Annotated in this window: 16 protein-coding genes; 9 read left to right on the forward strand and 7 right to left on the reverse strand. The window is 72.3% G+C overall.

Going from position 1 to position 16,641, the window contains the following annotated elements:
* Positions 1–126 precede the first annotated feature (126 nt).
* On the forward strand, positions 127–531 hold the full coding sequence (locus PSEJ35_RS0104150; RefSeq protein ID WP_051412492.1) for a host attachment protein: 405 nt from the start codon (positions 127–129) through the stop codon (positions 529–531).
* A 43-nt stretch (positions 532–574) separates the two neighbouring features.
* Here PSEJ35_RS0104150 and PSEJ35_RS0104155 read toward each other — a convergent pair whose 3' ends face one another.
* Entirely contained in the window at positions 575–1,138 is a 564-nt protein-coding gene (locus PSEJ35_RS0104155) for a DUF3016 domain-containing protein (protein ID WP_037082295.1), read from the reverse strand.
* A 188-nt stretch (positions 1,139–1,326) separates the two neighbouring features.
* On the opposite strand from PSEJ35_RS0104155, the gene yedA reads away from it, so the two are divergent.
* The 3 genes from yedA to PSEJ35_RS17120 all read left to right on the forward strand — a co-directional run bounded on the left by yedA (position 1,327) and on the right by PSEJ35_RS17120 (position 3,944).
* Positions 1,327–2,226, forward strand: coding sequence for a drug/metabolite exporter YedA (gene yedA, locus PSEJ35_RS0104160; protein ID WP_028916700.1), 900 nt, complete (start codon positions 1,327–1,329; stop codon positions 2,224–2,226).
* Complete coding sequence (gene rarD / locus PSEJ35_RS0104165; RefSeq protein WP_037082298.1) at positions 2,223–3,128, forward strand: EamA family transporter RarD; 906 nt, start codon at positions 2,223–2,225, stop codon at positions 3,126–3,128. The genes yedA and rarD overlap by 4 nt, the downstream gene beginning before the upstream one ends.
* Positions 3,129–3,782: 654 nt before the next feature.
* Entirely contained in the window at positions 3,783–3,944 is a 162-nt protein-coding gene (locus PSEJ35_RS17120; RefSeq protein ID WP_198014141.1) for a hypothetical protein, read from the forward strand.
* A 131-nt stretch (positions 3,945–4,075) separates the two neighbouring features.
* Here PSEJ35_RS17120 and PSEJ35_RS0104175 read toward each other — a convergent pair whose 3' ends face one another.
* The 4 genes from PSEJ35_RS0104175 to PSEJ35_RS0104190 all read right to left on the reverse strand — a co-directional run bounded on the left by PSEJ35_RS0104175 (position 4,076) and on the right by PSEJ35_RS0104190 (position 8,601).
* Entirely contained in the window at positions 4,076–5,386 is a 1,311-nt protein-coding gene (locus PSEJ35_RS0104175) for an ABC transporter permease (protein ID WP_028916702.1), read from the reverse strand.
* Between the two features lie 12 nt (positions 5,387–5,398).
* Entirely contained in the window at positions 5,399–6,556 is a 1,158-nt protein-coding gene (locus PSEJ35_RS0104180) for an ABC transporter permease (protein WP_028916703.1), read from the reverse strand.
* Between the two features lie 15 nt (positions 6,557–6,571).
* A complete protein-coding gene (locus tag PSEJ35_RS0104185; RefSeq protein ID WP_028916704.1) occupies positions 6,572–7,261 on the reverse strand; it encodes an ABC transporter ATP-binding protein in 690 nt (229 codons plus the stop codon).
* Between the two features lie 86 nt (positions 7,262–7,347).
* On the reverse strand, positions 7,348–8,601 hold the full coding sequence (locus PSEJ35_RS0104190; RefSeq protein WP_028916705.1) for an efflux RND transporter periplasmic adaptor subunit: 1,254 nt from the start codon (positions 8,599–8,601) through the stop codon (positions 7,348–7,350).
* Positions 8,602–8,885: 284 nt separating this feature from the next.
* Here PSEJ35_RS0104190 and PSEJ35_RS0104195 point away from each other — a divergent pair, with 284 nt between their 5' ends.
* The 5 genes from PSEJ35_RS0104195 to PSEJ35_RS17125 all read left to right on the forward strand — a co-directional run bounded on the left by PSEJ35_RS0104195 (position 8,886) and on the right by PSEJ35_RS17125 (position 14,451).
* Positions 8,886–9,851 carry an ABC transporter ATP-binding protein gene (locus PSEJ35_RS0104195; RefSeq protein WP_051412482.1) on the forward strand — a complete coding sequence of 322 codons (966 nt, stop codon included), beginning with the start codon at positions 8,886–8,888 and terminating at the stop codon, positions 9,849–9,851.
* Positions 9,851–10,618: an ABC transporter permease gene (locus PSEJ35_RS0104200; protein WP_028916707.1), complete on the forward strand. Its 768-nt coding sequence runs from the start codon at positions 9,851–9,853 to the stop codon at positions 10,616–10,618. Before PSEJ35_RS0104195 ends, PSEJ35_RS0104200 begins: the two co-directional genes overlap by 1 nt.
* A 12-nt stretch (positions 10,619–10,630) precedes the next feature.
* Positions 10,631–11,824 carry a sensor histidine kinase gene (locus tag PSEJ35_RS15345; protein ID WP_037082302.1) on the forward strand — a complete coding sequence of 398 codons (1,194 nt, stop codon included), beginning with the start codon at positions 10,631–10,633 and terminating at the stop codon, positions 11,822–11,824.
* A 75-nt stretch (positions 11,825–11,899) separates the two neighbouring features.
* The gene (locus PSEJ35_RS0104210; protein ID WP_028916708.1) at positions 11,900–12,502 is read left to right on the forward strand and encodes a response regulator transcription factor; all 603 of its coding nucleotides are present in this window, start codon (positions 11,900–11,902) and stop codon (positions 12,500–12,502) included.
* 245 nt (positions 12,503–12,747) lie between these two features.
* On the forward strand, positions 12,748–14,451 hold the full coding sequence (locus PSEJ35_RS17125; protein WP_037082305.1) for a diguanylate cyclase: 1,704 nt from the start codon (positions 12,748–12,750) through the stop codon (positions 14,449–14,451).
* 21 nt (positions 14,452–14,472) lie between these two features.
* Here the strand turns inward: PSEJ35_RS17125 and PSEJ35_RS0104220 are convergent, their stop codons facing one another.
* Entirely contained in the window at positions 14,473–15,855 is a 1,383-nt protein-coding gene (locus PSEJ35_RS0104220) for a leucyl aminopeptidase family protein (protein ID WP_028916710.1), read from the reverse strand.
* On the reverse strand, positions 15,852–16,586 hold the full coding sequence (locus PSEJ35_RS15350) for an HAD family hydrolase (RefSeq protein WP_051412483.1): 735 nt from the start codon (positions 16,584–16,586) through the stop codon (positions 15,852–15,854). Before PSEJ35_RS15350 ends, PSEJ35_RS0104220 begins: the two co-directional genes overlap by 4 nt.
* Positions 16,587–16,641 lie beyond the last annotated feature (55 nt).

Genomic DNA, 16,641 nt, shown 5'->3' on the forward strand with positions numbered 1-16,641 from the left:
AGGGGTGGGGGACGCGCGCTGCGTGGACATGGTGGCACGACGCGCACGGAATCGTGACGGGGCCTGCGCGCGGGGCTAACGCCATCGGCCCTAGGTTCGGGGTTCGCCCACCAGGAAGGAAGCATGATGCGCAGGATTCCCCGCGATACCTGGGTACTGGTCGCCGACGGCGCGTCGGCGCGCCTGTTCCGCACCCTCGGCACGGAGAACGGCGCGGTGCGCCTGCACCAGGAAGAAGCGCTGCAGCTGGACCCGGCCGAAGGCGTGATGCCGGCGGTGCTGCCGGCCGACGTCGGCGCGCGCGAGGTCGACGAGGCTTCGTTCGCCAGGCAGCTGGCGCTGCGCCTCAACAAGGACGCGCTGGAAGGGCGCTACGCGGGCCTGGTGATCGCCGCCGACCCGACGACGCTGGGCACGCTGCGGCCGCTGTTGCACGAGGAAGCCCGCGGGCGGGTGCTGGCCGAGGTGCCGAAGAACTACACCAACGCCCCGCGCGAGCAGATCGAGCAGGCGCTGGCGCCGGACTTCTGAGTGCGTCGGGCCGGCGGCCTGCGCCGCCGGCCCGCCCAGGCGGTCACTTCGCCGCCAGGCCGCCGTCGGCCGGGATCTCGCGGCGCAACCAGTCGTCGATCATGCGCTTCTCGTGGCGCAGCGGGTCGTTGCGCAGCTGCGTGCCGTTGTGCAGGTAGTTCATGTCCGACAGCTTGCGCTCGCCCTCGGACACGACGTTGCCGTCGGCATCGGTAATGCGCACCTGCAAGGTCATGCGCGGCGGATAGATGTCGCGCAGCACGCGCACGTGCTGGTAGTTGATGCCCAGCTGCGGCTCGTAGCTGCCGGCGCGCTGGATGTCGGTGATGGTGACGTCCATGCGCTGGCCTTCCGGCAAGCGCCTGGCGGCACGTTCCTGCAGGTACTCGGCCAGTTGCTGCACCCAGCTGCCCTGTTCGGCTTCCCAGCGGTTGCGGCTGAAGCGGAGGTCGGAGAACTGGGCAGGATCGGTCCATTCGACGCTGACCGGGCCATCGGCGGGCAGGGCGCGCGGCGCGGAAGGGTCAGTGACCACGTTGCGCGCCTGCACCGGCGCGACGGCAAGGGCCGCCAGCAACGGCAGCAACAGGATCGTGCGCTTGATCATGACGGGGCTCCTGCGTGGACTGGCCCGATTCTGCGCCTGCCCCCGCCGCGCCCGGAAGTCCCGCCCCGCGCGTGGTTGCCGGCGCTTCAGCCATGCCATCGCCGCAACGCAGAACGCCTACTTCCGGCACAAGCCGCGGCGTGGGGGCACGGTAGAATCAGCGGCCGTCTAGACCGCGCGTCCTCCCCATGTCCTCCTCCGTACAGGCCCCGGTCCGCACCGGCGGGCTGGCCGTCGCCGCCGCCCTGGCCATCGTCTACGTGGTCTGGGGTTCGACCTATCTCGGCATCCGCTTCGCGCTCGAGGGCGGCCTGCCGCCGCTGAGCGCCGTGTCCGGCTTCCGCTTCCTGGTCGCCGGCGGCGCGATGTTCGCGTTCCTGCGCTGGCGCGGCGTGGCCGCGCCGACCCGCGCGCAGTGGAAGAATCTGGTGGTGATGGGTGCGCTGCTGCTGCTGTTCGGCAACGGCTTCGTGGTCCTGGCCGAGCAGGACGTGTCTTCCGGCCTGGCCGCGGTGGCGGTGGCCTCGGTGCCGCTGTGGATGGGCCTGTTCGGCATCTTCTACGGCGCCAGGCCCAGCCGCATCGAATGGGTTGGCATCGCCATCGGCTTTCTCGGCGTGCTCTGGCTCAACGCCGGCAGCAGCCTCAGCGCCAGTCCGACCGGTCTGGTACTGCTGCTGGTCGCGCCGGTAGCCTGGGCCTTCGGTTCGCTGTGGTCGCGCGGGCGCGACCTGCCGTCCCCGTTCATGGCCGCTGCCGGGCAGATGCTGTGCGGCGGCGCGCTGCTGCTGGTGACCGGCCTGCTGTGCGGCGAGAGCCTGGACGCGGCGCCGACCACGCAGGGCCTGCTGGCGCTGCTGTACCTGGCCGTGTTCGGCTCGGTGGTCGCCTTCAGCACCTACGTCTGGCTGCTGCACCACGTGCGCCCGGCGCTGGTGAGCAGCTACGCCTACGTCAACCCGGCCATCGCCGTGGCCCTGGGCGCGTGGCTGGCCGGCGAACGCTTCACCGCCCACGACCTCGGCGCGATGGCGGTGATCCTTGCCGGCGTGGTGATCATCACCCTGGCCAAGGTCCTGCGCCGATGAGCGCACAGCCGCTGCAGGCCGCCGCGGTGGACCGGCGCGGGCTGGCGGTCACCGCCGCCACCTTCGTGATCTGGGGCGTGGTGCCGCTGTACTGGCACCTGCTCAAGGCCGTGCCGTCGATGCAGATCATGGCCCACCGCGTGGTCTGGAGCGCGCTGCTGGTGGTGGCGTGGCTGCTGCTCAGCAACGGCTTCGGCTGGCTGCGCAAGCTCGCCGCCCAGCCGCGCGCGCTGCCGGCGCTGGCGCTGAGCGCGGTGCTGATCGCGTTCAACTGGGGCCTGTACATCTGGGCGGTCAACGCCGGCCACGTGGTCGAAACCAGCCTGGGCTACTTCATCAACCCGCTGGTCAACGTGGTGCTGGGCGTGCTGGTGCTGCACGAACGCCTGCGCCGGCTGCAGTGGATCGCGGTCGGCTGCGCCGCGGTGGGCGTGGCCTGGTTGACCATCAGCGCCGGTTCCCCACCATGGATCGCGCTGGGCCTGGCGGCCTCGTTCGGCCTGTACGGCCTGGTGCGCAAGCTGGTGTCGGTGGACCCGGTGGCCGGCCTTGGCCTGGAGAGCCTGTACCTGTTCCTGCCCTCGCTGGCCTACGTGCTGTGGGCCGAATCGGGCCATGGCGGCAGCTTCGCCAGCGGCTGGGGCTGGGACACCGACCTGCTGCTGGTGTTCGGCGGCGTGGTCACCGCCGTGCCGCTGATCGGCTTCGCCTACGGCGTGCGCCGCATCCCGCTGAGCCTGGTCGGCCTGCTCCAGTACATCGCCCCGACCCTGCAGCTGCTGCTGGGCGTGTGGTTCTTCAACGAACCCTTCGGCACCTCCCACGCCCTCGGCTTCGGTGCGATCTGGCTGGGCCTGGCGATCTACGCCGGCGAAGGCCTCTGGCGCAGCCGCCGCGCGTGACTCGCAGCCCGGACAAGGCCGCAGGCCGCATCCGGGTCTGAGCCCATCTCCCTCAGGGAGAGGGGGGAGAGTAGGTGTCTCATGGCTCCGGCGTGCGCTGCGGCGGCGCGGGCGTACTCGAGAAGCAGAAGCGCCGGCTCCAGACGGGGCCGCCGCCCCAAGAGGGTATGGCGCATCGCGCGGTTCCGCCGTCCATGGCTCCAACGCGCGAGCGCAGGCCATCCATGGCCTGCTTGCGCCATACCCCCTTGGGACGAGGTCCCCGCGGCGCGTGGAGGCCGTGGCTTCCATGGCAGCGCGCGTAGCCCGGATAAGGCCGCAGGCCGCATCCGGGGGAATCGCCCGCCACGTTCTGGACGGGAGCCTTGCTGGCCCCCATTCCCCGGATGCGCTCCGCTTATCCGGGCTACGTCTCCCGTAGAGTCGGGCTTGCCCGACTCCCACGCTGGATGTCCCAGATCGCGTAAACCGCAGCGGGGCAAGCCCCGCTCTACACGAAGCGCCGCGCGCAGGGCGCCTGTCACACCGGTAAAGGGAGGCAGGAGCGAAGCCACGACCCGAACCTGCCGAAAGACGCGGTAGCGCGGGGGTATCGCGCAAGCAGCACATGGATGTGCTGCGTTCGCGCGTTGGAGCAGGACGCGGAACCGCGCGATGCGCGATACCCCTGCGCTGCCGCGGCTCCGTCCGGAGCTCGCCAGGCTGACGCCGGTGCCGTTGCCGCTGCTGTTGCCGTTGCTGTTGCCGTGGCTGTTGCTGTTGCTGTTGCTGTGGTCGTGGCTGTTGCTGATGCCGTGGCCTTGGCCTTGGCCGTGAGTGTCGACGTCGCTGTTGCGGTCGCGGATCCCGGGCAGAAACGCCGGAACTTCGTCGTTCCCGCGATCGGACCGGTCGCCCGGCAACCGATCCTCTCCCCCGACCCCTCCCCCGATGGGGAGGGGCACACGTCACAGCGCGCGCAGGGCCGTGGTGATCGGCAGGCGCGCCGCGCGGAGGGCGGGGAACAGGCCCCCGACCAGGCCGATGCCCAGGGCCCACTTCAGGCCCGACCACAGCAGCTCCGGCGTCACCTTGAACTCGAACACCACCGCGCTGAAGTTGCTGCCCATGGTCGACGCGCTGTAGCCGTTGAATACCAGCCAGGCCACCAGACCGCCCGCGATCCCGCCGAGCAGCGCCAGCAGCATCGTCTCCAGCATCACCGCCGCCACCACCGGCAGCCCGCGGAAACCGATCGCCCGCATCGTCGCGATCTCCCGCGCACGCCCGGCCACCGCCGCGTACATCGTGTTGAGCGCACCGAACACCGCGCCCACCGCCATGATCGAACCGATCACCGTGCCGAGGATGGTCAGCAGCTGGTTGAGCTGGCCGCTCTGCTTGGCGTAGTAGGCCCTGGTCGTCTCCACGTCCAGCTTCAGGCGCGGATCGGCCGCCATCGCCGCCTTGAACTGCTCGAAGCCGGCCTTGCCCTCGGTACGCACCGACACCAGCTGCCAGGCCCCGCGGTTGTAGGTGGTGGCCAGCGTCTGCGCGTCCGTCCACAGCTCCGAATCGTGCGCGTCGCCCGAGGCGAACTTGCCGACCACCTTCCACTCCTGGTTGCCCAGCTTCAGCGTGCTGCCCACGTCCAGGTCGCGGAACTGCTTCTGCGCGCCCTGGCCGACCACGATCTCGCGCAGGCCGGCGGTATACCTGCGGCCCTCGACGATCTTCACCGAGTCGTGCACCGCCCAGCCGGCCTCTTCCACGCCGCGGAACTGCGCGTTGACGTCGCCGCCGTCCTCGCGCGAGACCAGGCTGACCACCTGCGACAGTTCCGCCGACACCAGCGGACGCCCGTCGGCGCCGCGTGCGATGCCCGGCAGGCTGGCGATCAGCGGCACCTGGTCGCGCATGATCACCGAGTTGGTCTCCGCCTGCGAACCGCTGCGCAGCACGATCGCCGTGGTCTCGTTGCCGGTGCCGGCGACCGTGGCCTGGAAGCCGCGGCCCATCGACAGCATCGCCACCAGCACCGCGACCACGCCGGCGATGCCGACGATGATCACCGACGAGGCCCCCCAGCGCTGCGGCAGGCTGGCGATGCCGATGCGCGCCGCCGCCAGCGCCAGCCGGCCCGAACGGGTCAGCAGCAGCCACAGCGCCAGCAGCACCGCCACGGCGAGTACTCCCTGCCACGGCAGCATGATCCACACGGCCAGGCCCACGACGAGCAGCACGACCGTGAGCAGGTTCCAGAGCCATTGCATCTTCATGTCCGTGTCTCCTCAGCGTCCGGCCAGCGCGTCGACGATCTTCAGCCGCTTGGCGCGCAGCGCCGGCAGCACGCCCACCACCAGGCCGATCAGCACGATCAGGCCCGCGCCCACCAGCCAGGTCTGCATCGGGATGCCCGGCGGCAGCAGGCCCTGGGCGCGGCTGGCGAGCCCAGGCAGGATCAGCGCGGCCAGGCCCATGCCGATCAGGCCACCCAGCCCGACCAGCAGCACCGATTCCACCAGCACCAGCCACAGCACCGTGCCGTCCTTGAAGCCCAGCGTCTTGAGGATCGCCAGTTCCGGGATGCGCTCGCGCACCGCCTGGGCCATGGTGTTGCCGGTCAGCAGCAGCAGGGTGAAGAACACCGCGCCCATGATCGAGGTGACGATCAGGCCGATGTCGGCGAACTGCTTGGCGAAGGACTGCTGGAACGCCGACTCGGTCTGGCTCTTGGTCTCGCGGTCGGAGTTCATCGACAGCGCATCGATGGCCTGGGCCACGCGCGAGGCGTGCGCCGGGTTGTCGAGGGTGACGGTGAACCAGCTGACCTGGCCCTTGATGTAGTCGTTGGCCTCGTCGAAGTAGGTCCAGTTCATCACCAGCTGGCGCTCCTCGCCGGCCGCGGCGGCGCGGTCCTTGGAGCGGAAGATGCCGACCAGCTGCAGCGGCCAGTCGTTGCTGCCCTGGCGCGGGAAGATCGTCGCCTGCAGCGGGATGGTGTCGCCGACCTTCCAGCCGAATTCCTTCGCCAGCGCCTCGCCGACCACCGCGCCGGTGCGGGTCTCCTGGAACGCGCGCAGCTGCTCCGGCGGCAGCTCGAGGTTGGTGTACACCTCGAAGTAGTTCGGCGCGACCGAAAAGCTCGGGAAGAAGTTCTTCGGATCCTGGTAGATGCCGCCGAACCACATCGCGTAGGTGATGTCCTTCACCCCGGGAACGGTGCGGATCTGCTGCTCCAGGCGCACCGGCAGGCTCTGGGTGATGGACAGGCGCGAGGTGGTGATCAGGCGGTTGGCGCCGTCGAGGCTGCCGCCGGAGTTGAAGGCCACGCGCACCGAGTCGAGCATCCCGAACAGCAGGAAGGCGGTGACCACCGACAGCAGGGTCAGCAGGGTCCGCGTCTTGCTGCGGAACAGCTGCGCCCATACGAGCGAGAGGTATTTCATCGCGGTGCCCTCCGGTCAGTGCGCGGCCGGCGCTTCCGCCAGTTCGCCCTTGTCCAGGTGGATGGTGTGGGTCGCGTACTCGGCGGCCTTCGGGTCGTGGGTGACCATGATGATGGTCTTGCCGTGCTTGCGGTTGAGCATCTGCAGCAGGTCCAGGATATCCTCGGCCGAGTGGCGGTCCAGGTCGCCGGTCGGTTCGTCGCAGATCAGGAAGGTCGGATCGGCGACGATCGCGCGGGCGATCGCCACGCGCTGCTGCTGGCCGCCGGACAGTTCGTTCGGGCGGTGGCCGCGGCGGTCGGCCAGGCCGACCAGGGTCAGCGCGATCTGCGCCCGGCGCGCGCGGTCGGCCGCGCCCAGCTTCGTCAGCAGCAACGGCAGTTCGACGTTCTTCTGCGCCGTCAGCATCGGCATCAGGTTGTAGAACTGGAACACGAAGCCGACGTGGTGGCTGCGCCAGTTCGACAGCTGGCCGCCGGAGAGGCGGTCGATGCGCTCGCCCTCGATCTCGATCTCGCCGCCGCTGGGCGTGTCCAGGCCGCCGATCAGGTTCAGCAGGGTGGTCTTGCCCGAGCCGGAGGGGCCCATCAGCGCGACGAAGTCGCCCTTGGGGATCTCCAGGTCGATCCCGTGCAGCACCTGCACCTTCTCGGGACCGCGCTGGTAGGTCTTGGTGACGTTGCGGAGGGTAACCAGGGACGTCATCGCTTGTTCCTCGTCGGGGCCTTCGCGCACGGCGTCGGCGGGGGATCGGCCGCCGCGCGGGCGCGGCGGATCAGGCAGGAGCGGGCTCAAGGGCTGTCGCTGGCGACGCGCACGCGGTCCCCGTCCTTCAGGGTCCCGGGTGGATCCAGGACCACGGTTTCGCCGGCGGCGAGGCCGGACAGCACGGTGCGCTCGGAACCGGAGGTGGCGCCGGTCTTCAGCGCGCGCTGCTCGACCCGGTCCTCATCGCCGAGCGCGAACGCCACCTCGGCGCCGTCGCGCTGCACGACCGCCGCGGCCGGCACGCGCACGCCCTGCGGCTTCTGTTCGCCGGCCGTGGCTTCGGAGGGGCGCTCCAGGAAGCTGACCCGCACGCCCATGTCCGGGACGATGCGCGGATTCTTCTCCTTCAGCGCCACGCGCACCTTCACCGTGGCCTTGCCGCGGTCGGCGGCGGGGATGATCGCGATCACCTCGCCGGGGATGCGCCAGTCCGGATAGGCATTGAGCACGGTCTCCACCGGCATCTTCGGCTGCACCCGGCCGATGTAGGACTCGCCCACTTCCACCTCGACCTCCAGCGAATCCATGTCGACGATGGTGCCGATGCCGGTGCGGGTGAAGCCGCCGGTGGCCAGCGGCGAGACGATCTCGCCCGGCTGCGCCGCCTTGGCGGTGACGATCCCGGCGAACGGCGCGCGCACGATGGTGTTGTCCACGCCGTGGCCGGCGATGCGCAGCTGGTCGCCGGCGACCTGCGCGTTGCGCTGCGCGGTGGCCAGCTGCGCGCGCAGCGAGTCGCGCTGGGCGATGGCCTGGTCGTACTGCGCGCGCGAGACCAGCTGCTGGCCGACCAGCTGCGACAGCCGCTTCGCATTGGCTTCGGCGTCGGCCAGCTGCGCCTGCACGCTGCCGATCTGGGCGCGCGCGGCGGCCACCTGCGAGGCGGCGAGGCTGCGCTGCGCGTCGGCATCGATCGGATCGAGGCGGGCCAGCACCTGGCCTTCCTCCACCCGCATGCCTTCCTCGATCAGCACTTCCTGCACGCGGCCGGTGACCTTGGCCGAAACGGTGGCCATGCGCCGCGCCACCACATAGCCGCTGGCGTCGAGCACCGAGGCGCCGCCACTTCCACCGGCACTGCTGGCGATCGGCGCGACCGGCGCGGTGCGGACTTCCGGCGCGCTGTCGCGGCCGAGCAGCAGCCAGGCAACGACGGCGATGACGAACAGCGCGGCCACGCCCAGCCCGATCCACAGCCCGCGCCGCGACGGCGGCGGCGGCGGGGCCTTGCTGCGTTCCAGCCGGAGTTCCTTGAGCAGTTCGGAAGAAGCGTTCATTGCGTTCCCGTAGCAGTCCCTGTCCAGTGTCCGCGGCAAGGGTACACGCCGGCCAGTTGCCGGAAGTCACTTCATGCAGGCGGCCGGTCGTGGCCGCCGGTGCGCATACCTGCCGCGACGGTCGGGAATACCCCGCTTCGACACGGCGTGGCGTTGCCGGCGCATCGTGCCGTCCGCCCGGGCCCGGACCCAGTGACAGCTGTCATGCGCTTCGCATGAACCCCATGACTGCCGCGCCCCGAGCGCACGCGGGAAAGTGGCCCCATCCCGCGAGGAGGCCACCCATGCACACCGCCACACATACCGGCACGGAAAGCTCCGTGCTCCCGCAGGCCCGCGCCGCCGCGCCGCTGGCGCGCCTGCACCAGACCCACAAGCGCTACGGCGCCACCGTCGCCCTGGACGGGCTGGACCTGGAACTGCACGCCGGCCAGGTGCTGGCCCTGCTGGGCCGCAACGGTGCCGGCAAGAGCACCGCGGTCGGCCTGCTGCTGGGCCTGCAGCGTCCCGACGCCGGTCGCGTCGAACTGTTCGGCCTGCCGCCGCAGTCGCTGGACGCGCGGCGCCAGTCCGGGGTGATGCTGCAGACCGCGGGCATCCCCGACGCGCTGAAGGTCGGCGAGCTGCTCGCGCTGACCCGCAGCTACTACCCCGATCCGCTCGGCGTCGACGAATGCCTGGCCCTGGCCGGGCTGGAGGAACTGCGCGGGCGCCGCTACGGCCAGCTGTCCGGCGGCCAGCAGCGGCGCGTGCAGTTCGCCATGGCGGTGTGCGGACGCCCGCGCGTGCTGTTCCTGGACGAACCGACCACCGGTCTGGACATCGATGCGCGGCAGGCGATCTGGCGCACGGTGCGCGCGCTGGCCGCGCTGGGCTGCGCCGTGCTGCTGACCACGCATTACCTGGAGGAAGCCGAAGCGCTGGCCGACCGAGTGGTGGTGATCGACCGCGGCCGCGTGCTGGCCCAGGGCCGCGTCGACGAGATCCGCGCGCGGGTGTCGCGGCGCCTGGTCGGCTGCGTGTCGACGCTGCCGCCGCCGCGCGTGGCTGCATGGCCGGGCGTGGAAGACGCGCGCGCCGGCGAGGGCGGGCGGCTGGAGATCGTCGCCACCGCGGCCGAGCCGGTGGTGCGCCGGCTGCTGGCCGAGGATCCGGCGCTGTCGGAACTGGAAGTGCGCCGCGCCGGCCTGGCCGAAGCCTTCCTCGCCCTGACTTCCGGAGAATCCCCGCGCCAGGAGGAGGCTGCCTGATGCACGCCATCACCCACGGTACCGCCCGCGTTTCGACCCTGCGCATCTGGATGCAGGAAGCGCGCTGCGAGTTCCTGCGCCTGTGGCGCACGCCGGCCTTCACCGTGCCGAGCCTGCTGTTCCCTTCGCTGTTCTACCTGCTGTTCGGCGTGCTGCTCGGGCGCGGTGGCGGCGGCGAGGCGGCGCGCTACCTGTTCGCCGGCTACGCCGTGTTCGGCGTCAGCGGCGTGGCCCTGTTCGGCTTCGGCGTGACCGTGGCGCTGGACCGCAGCGAAGGCCTGCTCACCCTCAAGCGCGCGCAGCCGATGCCGGCGGGCGCCTACCTGGCGGCGAAGGTCGGCATGGCCATGCTGTTCTCGCTGGTGATGTTCGCCCTGCTGTCGGCGTTCGCCGTCGGCCTGGGCGGGGTGCGGCTGGCGCCGGCGGCGTGGCTGGGCCTGCTGGCGGTGGTGGTGCTGGCGGTGCTGCCGATGGGCGCGCTGGGCCTGTGGCTGGGCACCCTGGTCGGCGGGCGCGGCGCACCGGCGCTGATCAACCTGGTGTACCTGCCGATGGCGTTCCTGTCCGGGCTGTTCGTGCCGCTGTCGATGCTGCCGCAGGTGCTGCGCACGTTCGCGCCGCTGTGGCCGTCGTACCATCTGGCCAGGCTCGCGCAGCTGCAGGTGGGTTTCGCCGAAGGCGTGGCGCCCTGGCTGCACGTGGTGGTGCTGCTGTGCGTGGCCGTGCTGTTCCTGTCCCTGGCCCGTCGCCGCCTGGCGACTTCCTGACCGGTACCCGCCATGCAACCGCCGCCGCCCGCTCCCCTGCCGCGCTGGATCCGGCCGGCGCCCGATTCGCTGCTGATGCAGAACTGCCGTCGCGGGCAGCCGTTGTGGACCGAGTTCGTGCACCTGCTGTGGTCGGCGTGGGTGTTCGTGGTGCCGGTGTTCACCCCGCAGGGCTACGACGCCCGCTGGTGGCTGCTGACCGCGCTCTCCTACCCGCTGTTCGTCGCCCTGTACGCCGGCACCCTGGTGATGCCGCCGCGGCGCGCCGCGAAGCTGGCGGTGGCGATGATGCTGCTGTGCCTGGTGCTGCTGCCCTGGTACCCCAGCGGCATGAGCTACTTCGTGTTCGGCTGCGTGATGCTGGGCATGTATCCGTGGCGCAGCGGCTGGCGCTACGCCGGCGCGCTGCTGCTGGGCAACGTCGCCCTGATCGGCCTGGCGCGGGCGGTGGGCTATCCGTGGGCGTCGCTGGCGTGGATGCCGGTGACCACCCTGGTGGTGGGCCTGATCGTGCACGTGGAGCGCCAGCGCCATGCCCGCGACGTCGCCCTGCGCCTGTCGCAGGACGAGGTGCGGCGCCTGGCCGCCACCGCCGAGCGCGAACGCATCGGCCGCGACCTGCACGACCTGCTCGGGCACACGCTTTCGCTGGTCGCGCTCAAGGCCGACCTGGCCGGGCGGCTGATGCAGGCCAACCCGGAAGCGGCGCGGCGCGAGATCGGCGAGCTGGGCCAGGTCGCGCGCGATGCGCTGGCGCAGGTGCGGCGCGCGGTCACCGGGATCCGCGCCGCGGGGCTGGCCGCCGAGCTGGCCGCGGCCAAGGTCCTGCTGGAAGGGGAGGGCCTGCGCCTGGAGGTGGACAACGAGGCCGGCGAACTGCCGCCGGCACAGGAAACCGTACTGGCCCTGTGCCTGCGCGAGGCGGCCACCAACATCCACCGCCACGCCCGCGCCGGCCGGGTGCGGGTGTCGCTGCGCCGCGAAGGCCAGCGCTGGCGGCTGCAGGTGGAGGACGATGGGCGCGGCGGCGCGATCCGCCCCGGCAACGGCCTGGAAGGCATGCGCGAACGCCTGCAGGCCCTGGGCGGCAGCCTGGCCATCGCGGCGGCGCATCCGCACGGCACCCGGGTCGTCGCGGAATTGCCGTGCTGGCAGGCGCTGGAGCCGGAACCGGCCAGCAGCGACGCCGGCGGGCAGCCAGGCTAGGCGGCCGGCGCGCCAATCGCAGCGGCGTTGCCGCTTTTGCTAACGTCTGGCCATGCGCCCGACGACGAGCCACCGATGATCCGCGTCCTCCTCGCCGAGGACCAGGCGATGGTGCGCGGCGCGCTGGCCGCGCTGCTGGCCATGGAAAGCGACATCGAGGTGGTCGGCGCGGTGCCCGACGGCGAGAGCGCCTGGCGCGAGGTCCAGCGGCTGCGCCCGGACGCGCTGGTCACCGACATCGAGATGCCGGGCCTCACCGGCCTGGAGCTGGCCCAGCGCATCCAGCGCCACGAACTGCCGGTGAAGGTGGTGATCGTCACCACCTTCGCCCGCGCCGGCTTCCTGCGTCGCGCGCTGGAGGCCGGCGTGTCCGGCTACCTGCTCAAGGACGCGCCGGCCGAACGGCTGGCCGAGGCGCTGCGCAAGGTCCGCCACGGCGGCCGCGCGATCGACCCGGAACTGGCGGTGGAGGCCTGGGGCGAGGCCGACCCGCTCAACGACCGCGAGCGCCAGGTCCTGCGCCTGGCCGGCGAGGGCCGCTCCTCGGCCGAGATCGCCGCGCAGCTGGGCCTGTCGCAGGGCACGGTGCGCAACTACCTGTCCGAGGCGATCGGCAAGCTCGGCGCGGCCAACCGGATCGACGCGGCGCGCATCGCCCGCCAGCGCGGGCTGCTCTAGACCGGTGCGCCAGGCGGGCCCGGGTCGGCCCGGGGCAGGGCAAAGCGGAATCCCCACCCCACTTTCGGCCAGTTCCGGCCGCGGCGGCATCTGCTAACGTTTCCCCATGTCCACGCCGTACCGCCGTCGATGCCCTGCGCCCTGGCTGCCATGACCCGGGGCCGGTGCAGCGGCCTGGCACCTGCGGCCTGCCCGGCCCGCGCCTGCGCGGCCGCCTGCCACCTCCAGCGCCGGGGCCAGCCGTAGTGGCCTTCCGCTTGCGCCTGGCCAGCGGCCTGGGCCTGCCTGCCGCCGCCCTGATCTTCGCCGCCGTCGGCGTCGGGGTGCTGCTCGGCGCCCACCGTTTCATCGACGCCTCCAACGCGGTCAGCCACAGCGGCGAGGTCCTGGCCAGCGCCGGGGCAGTGGAGGCGCGGCTGCGCGATGCCGAGGCCGCGCACCGCGGCTACCTGCTCGGCAACGCGGTCGAATATCTGGCCCAGTACCAGTCCAGCCGCGAGCAGCTCGGCCCGCTGCTGGCGAACCTGGCCCACCTGGTCGAGGACAACCCGGAGCAGGCCGCGCGCGCGCGGGAGATCGAGACCCTGGCCCGGCGCCGGCTCGAGCAGATGGACCGGACCCAGGCCGACTACGCCGCCGGCGGCATCGCCGCGGTGAAGGACCACCCCGATCCGACGATCCGCCGCACCTCCGCCGCGATCGGCGAACAGGTCCGCCTGCTGGTCGACGAGGAACGCCGCCTGCTGGAACAGCGCGGCCTGGCCAGCCGCAACAGCGCCGACATGCTGCGCGCGCTGGCCCTGCTCGGCATCCCGCTGGGCATCGCCGTGGTCGCCTGGGTGTACTGGCTGCTGCTGCGCGAGATCCGCCGCCGCGGCGACGCCGAGCGCATCGGCACCGAGGCCAACGCGCGCCTGCGCGATTCGGTGGCGCGCCTGGAGCGGCACAGCGCCGACCTGTCGGAACTGAACCGCTTCGGCGGCCTGCTGCAGAACTGCATGCGCCCGGAGGAAGCGGTGGCGCTGACCAGCCAGCTGCTGTCGCGCCTGCTGCCGGGCACCGGCGGCACCCTGTACCGGGTCAATCCCGCGCAGGGCTATGCCGAGGAAGTGACCCACTGGGGCGAGCACGCCGCCGCCAGCGTGGCGATCCTGCCTCCGGACAACTGCTGGGCGCTGCGCCGCGGCCAGGTCCACGTGCTGCGTTCGCATGGCGAGACCCTGCGCTGCACCCACGTGCAGCCGCCGGCGATCGACGCCGAGTACAACAGCGCCTGCATCCCGCTGCTGGCGCAGGGCGCGCAGCTGGGCTTCATCTACCTCTCGGCGCCCACCCCGGACTTCCTCTCGGAGATGGAGCTGGTGCAGGCGGCGGCCGAGCAGCTGTCGATGGCCCTGCACAACCTGTCGCTGCAGGAGCGCCTGCGCCTGCAGTCGATCCGCGACCCGCTCACCGGGCTGTTCAACCGCCGCTACCTGGAGGAGTCGCTGGCGCGCGAACTGGCGCGCAGCGAGCGCCGCGGGCTGCCGCTGAGCCTGATGATGCTGGACCTGGACCACTTCAAGCTGTTCAACGACCTGCACGGCCACCCCGGCGGCGACGCGCTGCTGGCCGCGCTGGGACCGCTGCTGCGCCAGCGCACGCGCGGCGAGGACATCGCCTGCCGCTACGGCGGCGAGGAATTCACCCTGATCCTGCCGGAAGCCAACCTGGAGCAGGCCGCGCGCCGCGCCGGCGAACTGGCCGAGGCGGTGCGCGCGCTGCGGGTGGAGTACCTGGGCACGCTGCTGCCGGCGGTCACCTGCTCGATCGGCGTGGCCACCTACCACCACGGCGAGGACAGCGCCGAGACCCTGCTGCAGCGCGCCGACCAGGCCCTGTACCGGGCCAAGCGCGCCGGCCGCGACCGCATCGAGACCGAAGCCACGGCCGCCACCTGCGCGGCCTGACCACAACCGCGGACGCCGGCCTCAGCCGGCGTAGCGCGCCTTCAGCATTGCCCAGGCCGAACGCAGGCCCAGCGCCTCGCCGCCGGCCGGGCGGCCCGGACGGCTGTTGTCGTTCCATGCGTAGGTGTCCAGGTGCGCCCACGGCGTGCCGGCCGGCACGAAGCGCTCCAGGTACAGCGCGGCGGTGACCGCGCCGGCCATGCGCGAGCCGGCGTTGGCCAGGTCGGCGATGTTGCTGGTCAGGTAGCGCAGGTAGGGGCGCCACAGCGGCATGCGCCAGACCGGGTCGCGGGTGTCCTGGCCGGCGGCCAGCCAGCCGTTGGCCACCGCGTCGTCGTTGGCGAACAGCGCCGGCAGGTCCGGGCCCAGGGCGATGCGCGCCGCGCCGGTGAGGGTGGCGAAGTCGACGATCAGGTCCGGCTTGCGCTCGCCGGCATAGGTAAGCGCGTCGCACAGGATCACCCGGCCCTCGGCGTCGGTGTTGTCGATCTCGACGCTGACCCCGGCGCGGGTGGCGATCACCTCGCCCGGGCGGAAGGCGTCCGGGCCGACCGCGTTCTCCACCGCCGGCACCACCAGGGTCAGGCGTACCGGCAGCCTGCGCGCCATCACCAGCCCGGCCAGGGCCAGGGCGTGGGCGGCGCCGCCCATGTCCTTCTTCATGTTGCGCATGCCGTCGGCCGGCTTGAGGTCCAGTCCGCCGGTGTCGAAGCACACGCCCTTGCCGACCAGGGCCAGGTGCGGGTGCGCGTCGCTGTCGGCGGCGCCGTTGTCCCAGCGCAGCTCGATCAGGCGCGGGGCGCGATGCGAGGCGCGGCCGACCGCGTGGATCGCCGGGAAGTTCTGCGCCAGCAAGGCGTCGCCGGCGACGACCTCGACCTGCGCGCCGTGCTCGGCGGCCAGTTTGCGGGCGACGGCTTCCAGCTGCTCCGGGCCCATGTCCTGGGTCGGGGTGTTGACCCAGTCGCGCACCCGCGCGGTGGCTTCGAGGACGTCCATCGCCTCGGCATCCAGCTGCGCCAGGCGCAGCCGCGCCGGCGCGCGCGCGCCGCCCTTGTAGCGGTCGAAGCGGTAGCTGCCCAGGCCCCAGCCCAGCTGCAGCGTGGCCAGCTCGGCGGCCGGCAGGTCGGTCGCCGGCACCCAGGCGCCCGCCGGGAGCGCGGTCGGGGCGTGCGCGTAGCTGCACGGATCGAGGCGGTCACCTACGCCGACGATGGCTCCGGCGATGCCGCCCTCGCCCGGCAGCAGGGCGACGCTGCCCGGCGACGGCTGGAACTCCTGCGCGTCCAGCCACGCCGCCACGGCCTGCGGCTGCGCGTCGCGCCACGCGCCGTACCCGTCGCGGTCGAGGAAGTGGAGCGGCAGGGCCGCGGCGGAGTGGTCGGCGTAGCAGGGAGAGGTCATGTGGCGTGTTCCCGGACGCGGGCGTCCGTGCAGGGGGAGGAGTGCGCCTCCAGCCAGTCGGCCAGGGCGGTGAGGTCGGTGAACTGCAGGTCCGGCACGATCTCGTCGTGCTCCCAGGCCCGGTCCTCGCGGTTGATCCAGCAGCTGCGCAAGCCGGCGCGGGCGGCGCCGGCGACGTCCATCTCGATGTGGTCGCCCACGTGCAGGACCTCGCCATGGCCGCAGCCCAGCCGCGCGCAGGCGGCGTGGAAGATGCTGGCCGCCGGCTTGGCTGCGCCGTGCTCGCGCGAACCCAGCTGGAAGGCGAACAGGTGCATCACCCCGATCCGCTGCAGGTCGGCGTTGCCGTTGCTCAGCGCGGCGATCGGCACGCGCGCGGCGATGCGGGCGAGGGCGTCGAGCGCGTCGGGGTAGAACTCGACCTGGTTGCGCGCCGCGTAGAAGGCCTCGTAGGCCGGCTCCAGCAGGTCCAGCGGAGCGCCGGAGGTTTCCAGCGCCTCGCGCAGGGTCAGCCGCCGCAGCGCCGACAGGTCGTGGTGCAGGTGCGGATTCTCGCGGAACGAGCGCTCGCGCAGCGCCCGCATCGCCTCCACCGGGTACATGGCGGCGGTGCGGGGGCTGTGTTCCAGCATCCACTCGTGCAGCACCTGGTCGATCCGGGCGCCGATCGGCGCGAACGGCCACAGGGTGTCGTCGAGGTCGAGGGTGATGGCGCGGACGGTGAAGCTCACGGCCGCCATTGTAGGCCCCCGGCCCGGCGCCTGGGCCGGCCCCCGGACGGAACGG

This window comes from Pseudoxanthomonas sp. J35, assembly GCF_000513995.1.
In the GTDB taxonomy this organism is placed as follows: Bacteria; Pseudomonadota; Gammaproteobacteria; order Xanthomonadales; family Xanthomonadaceae; genus Pseudoxanthomonas.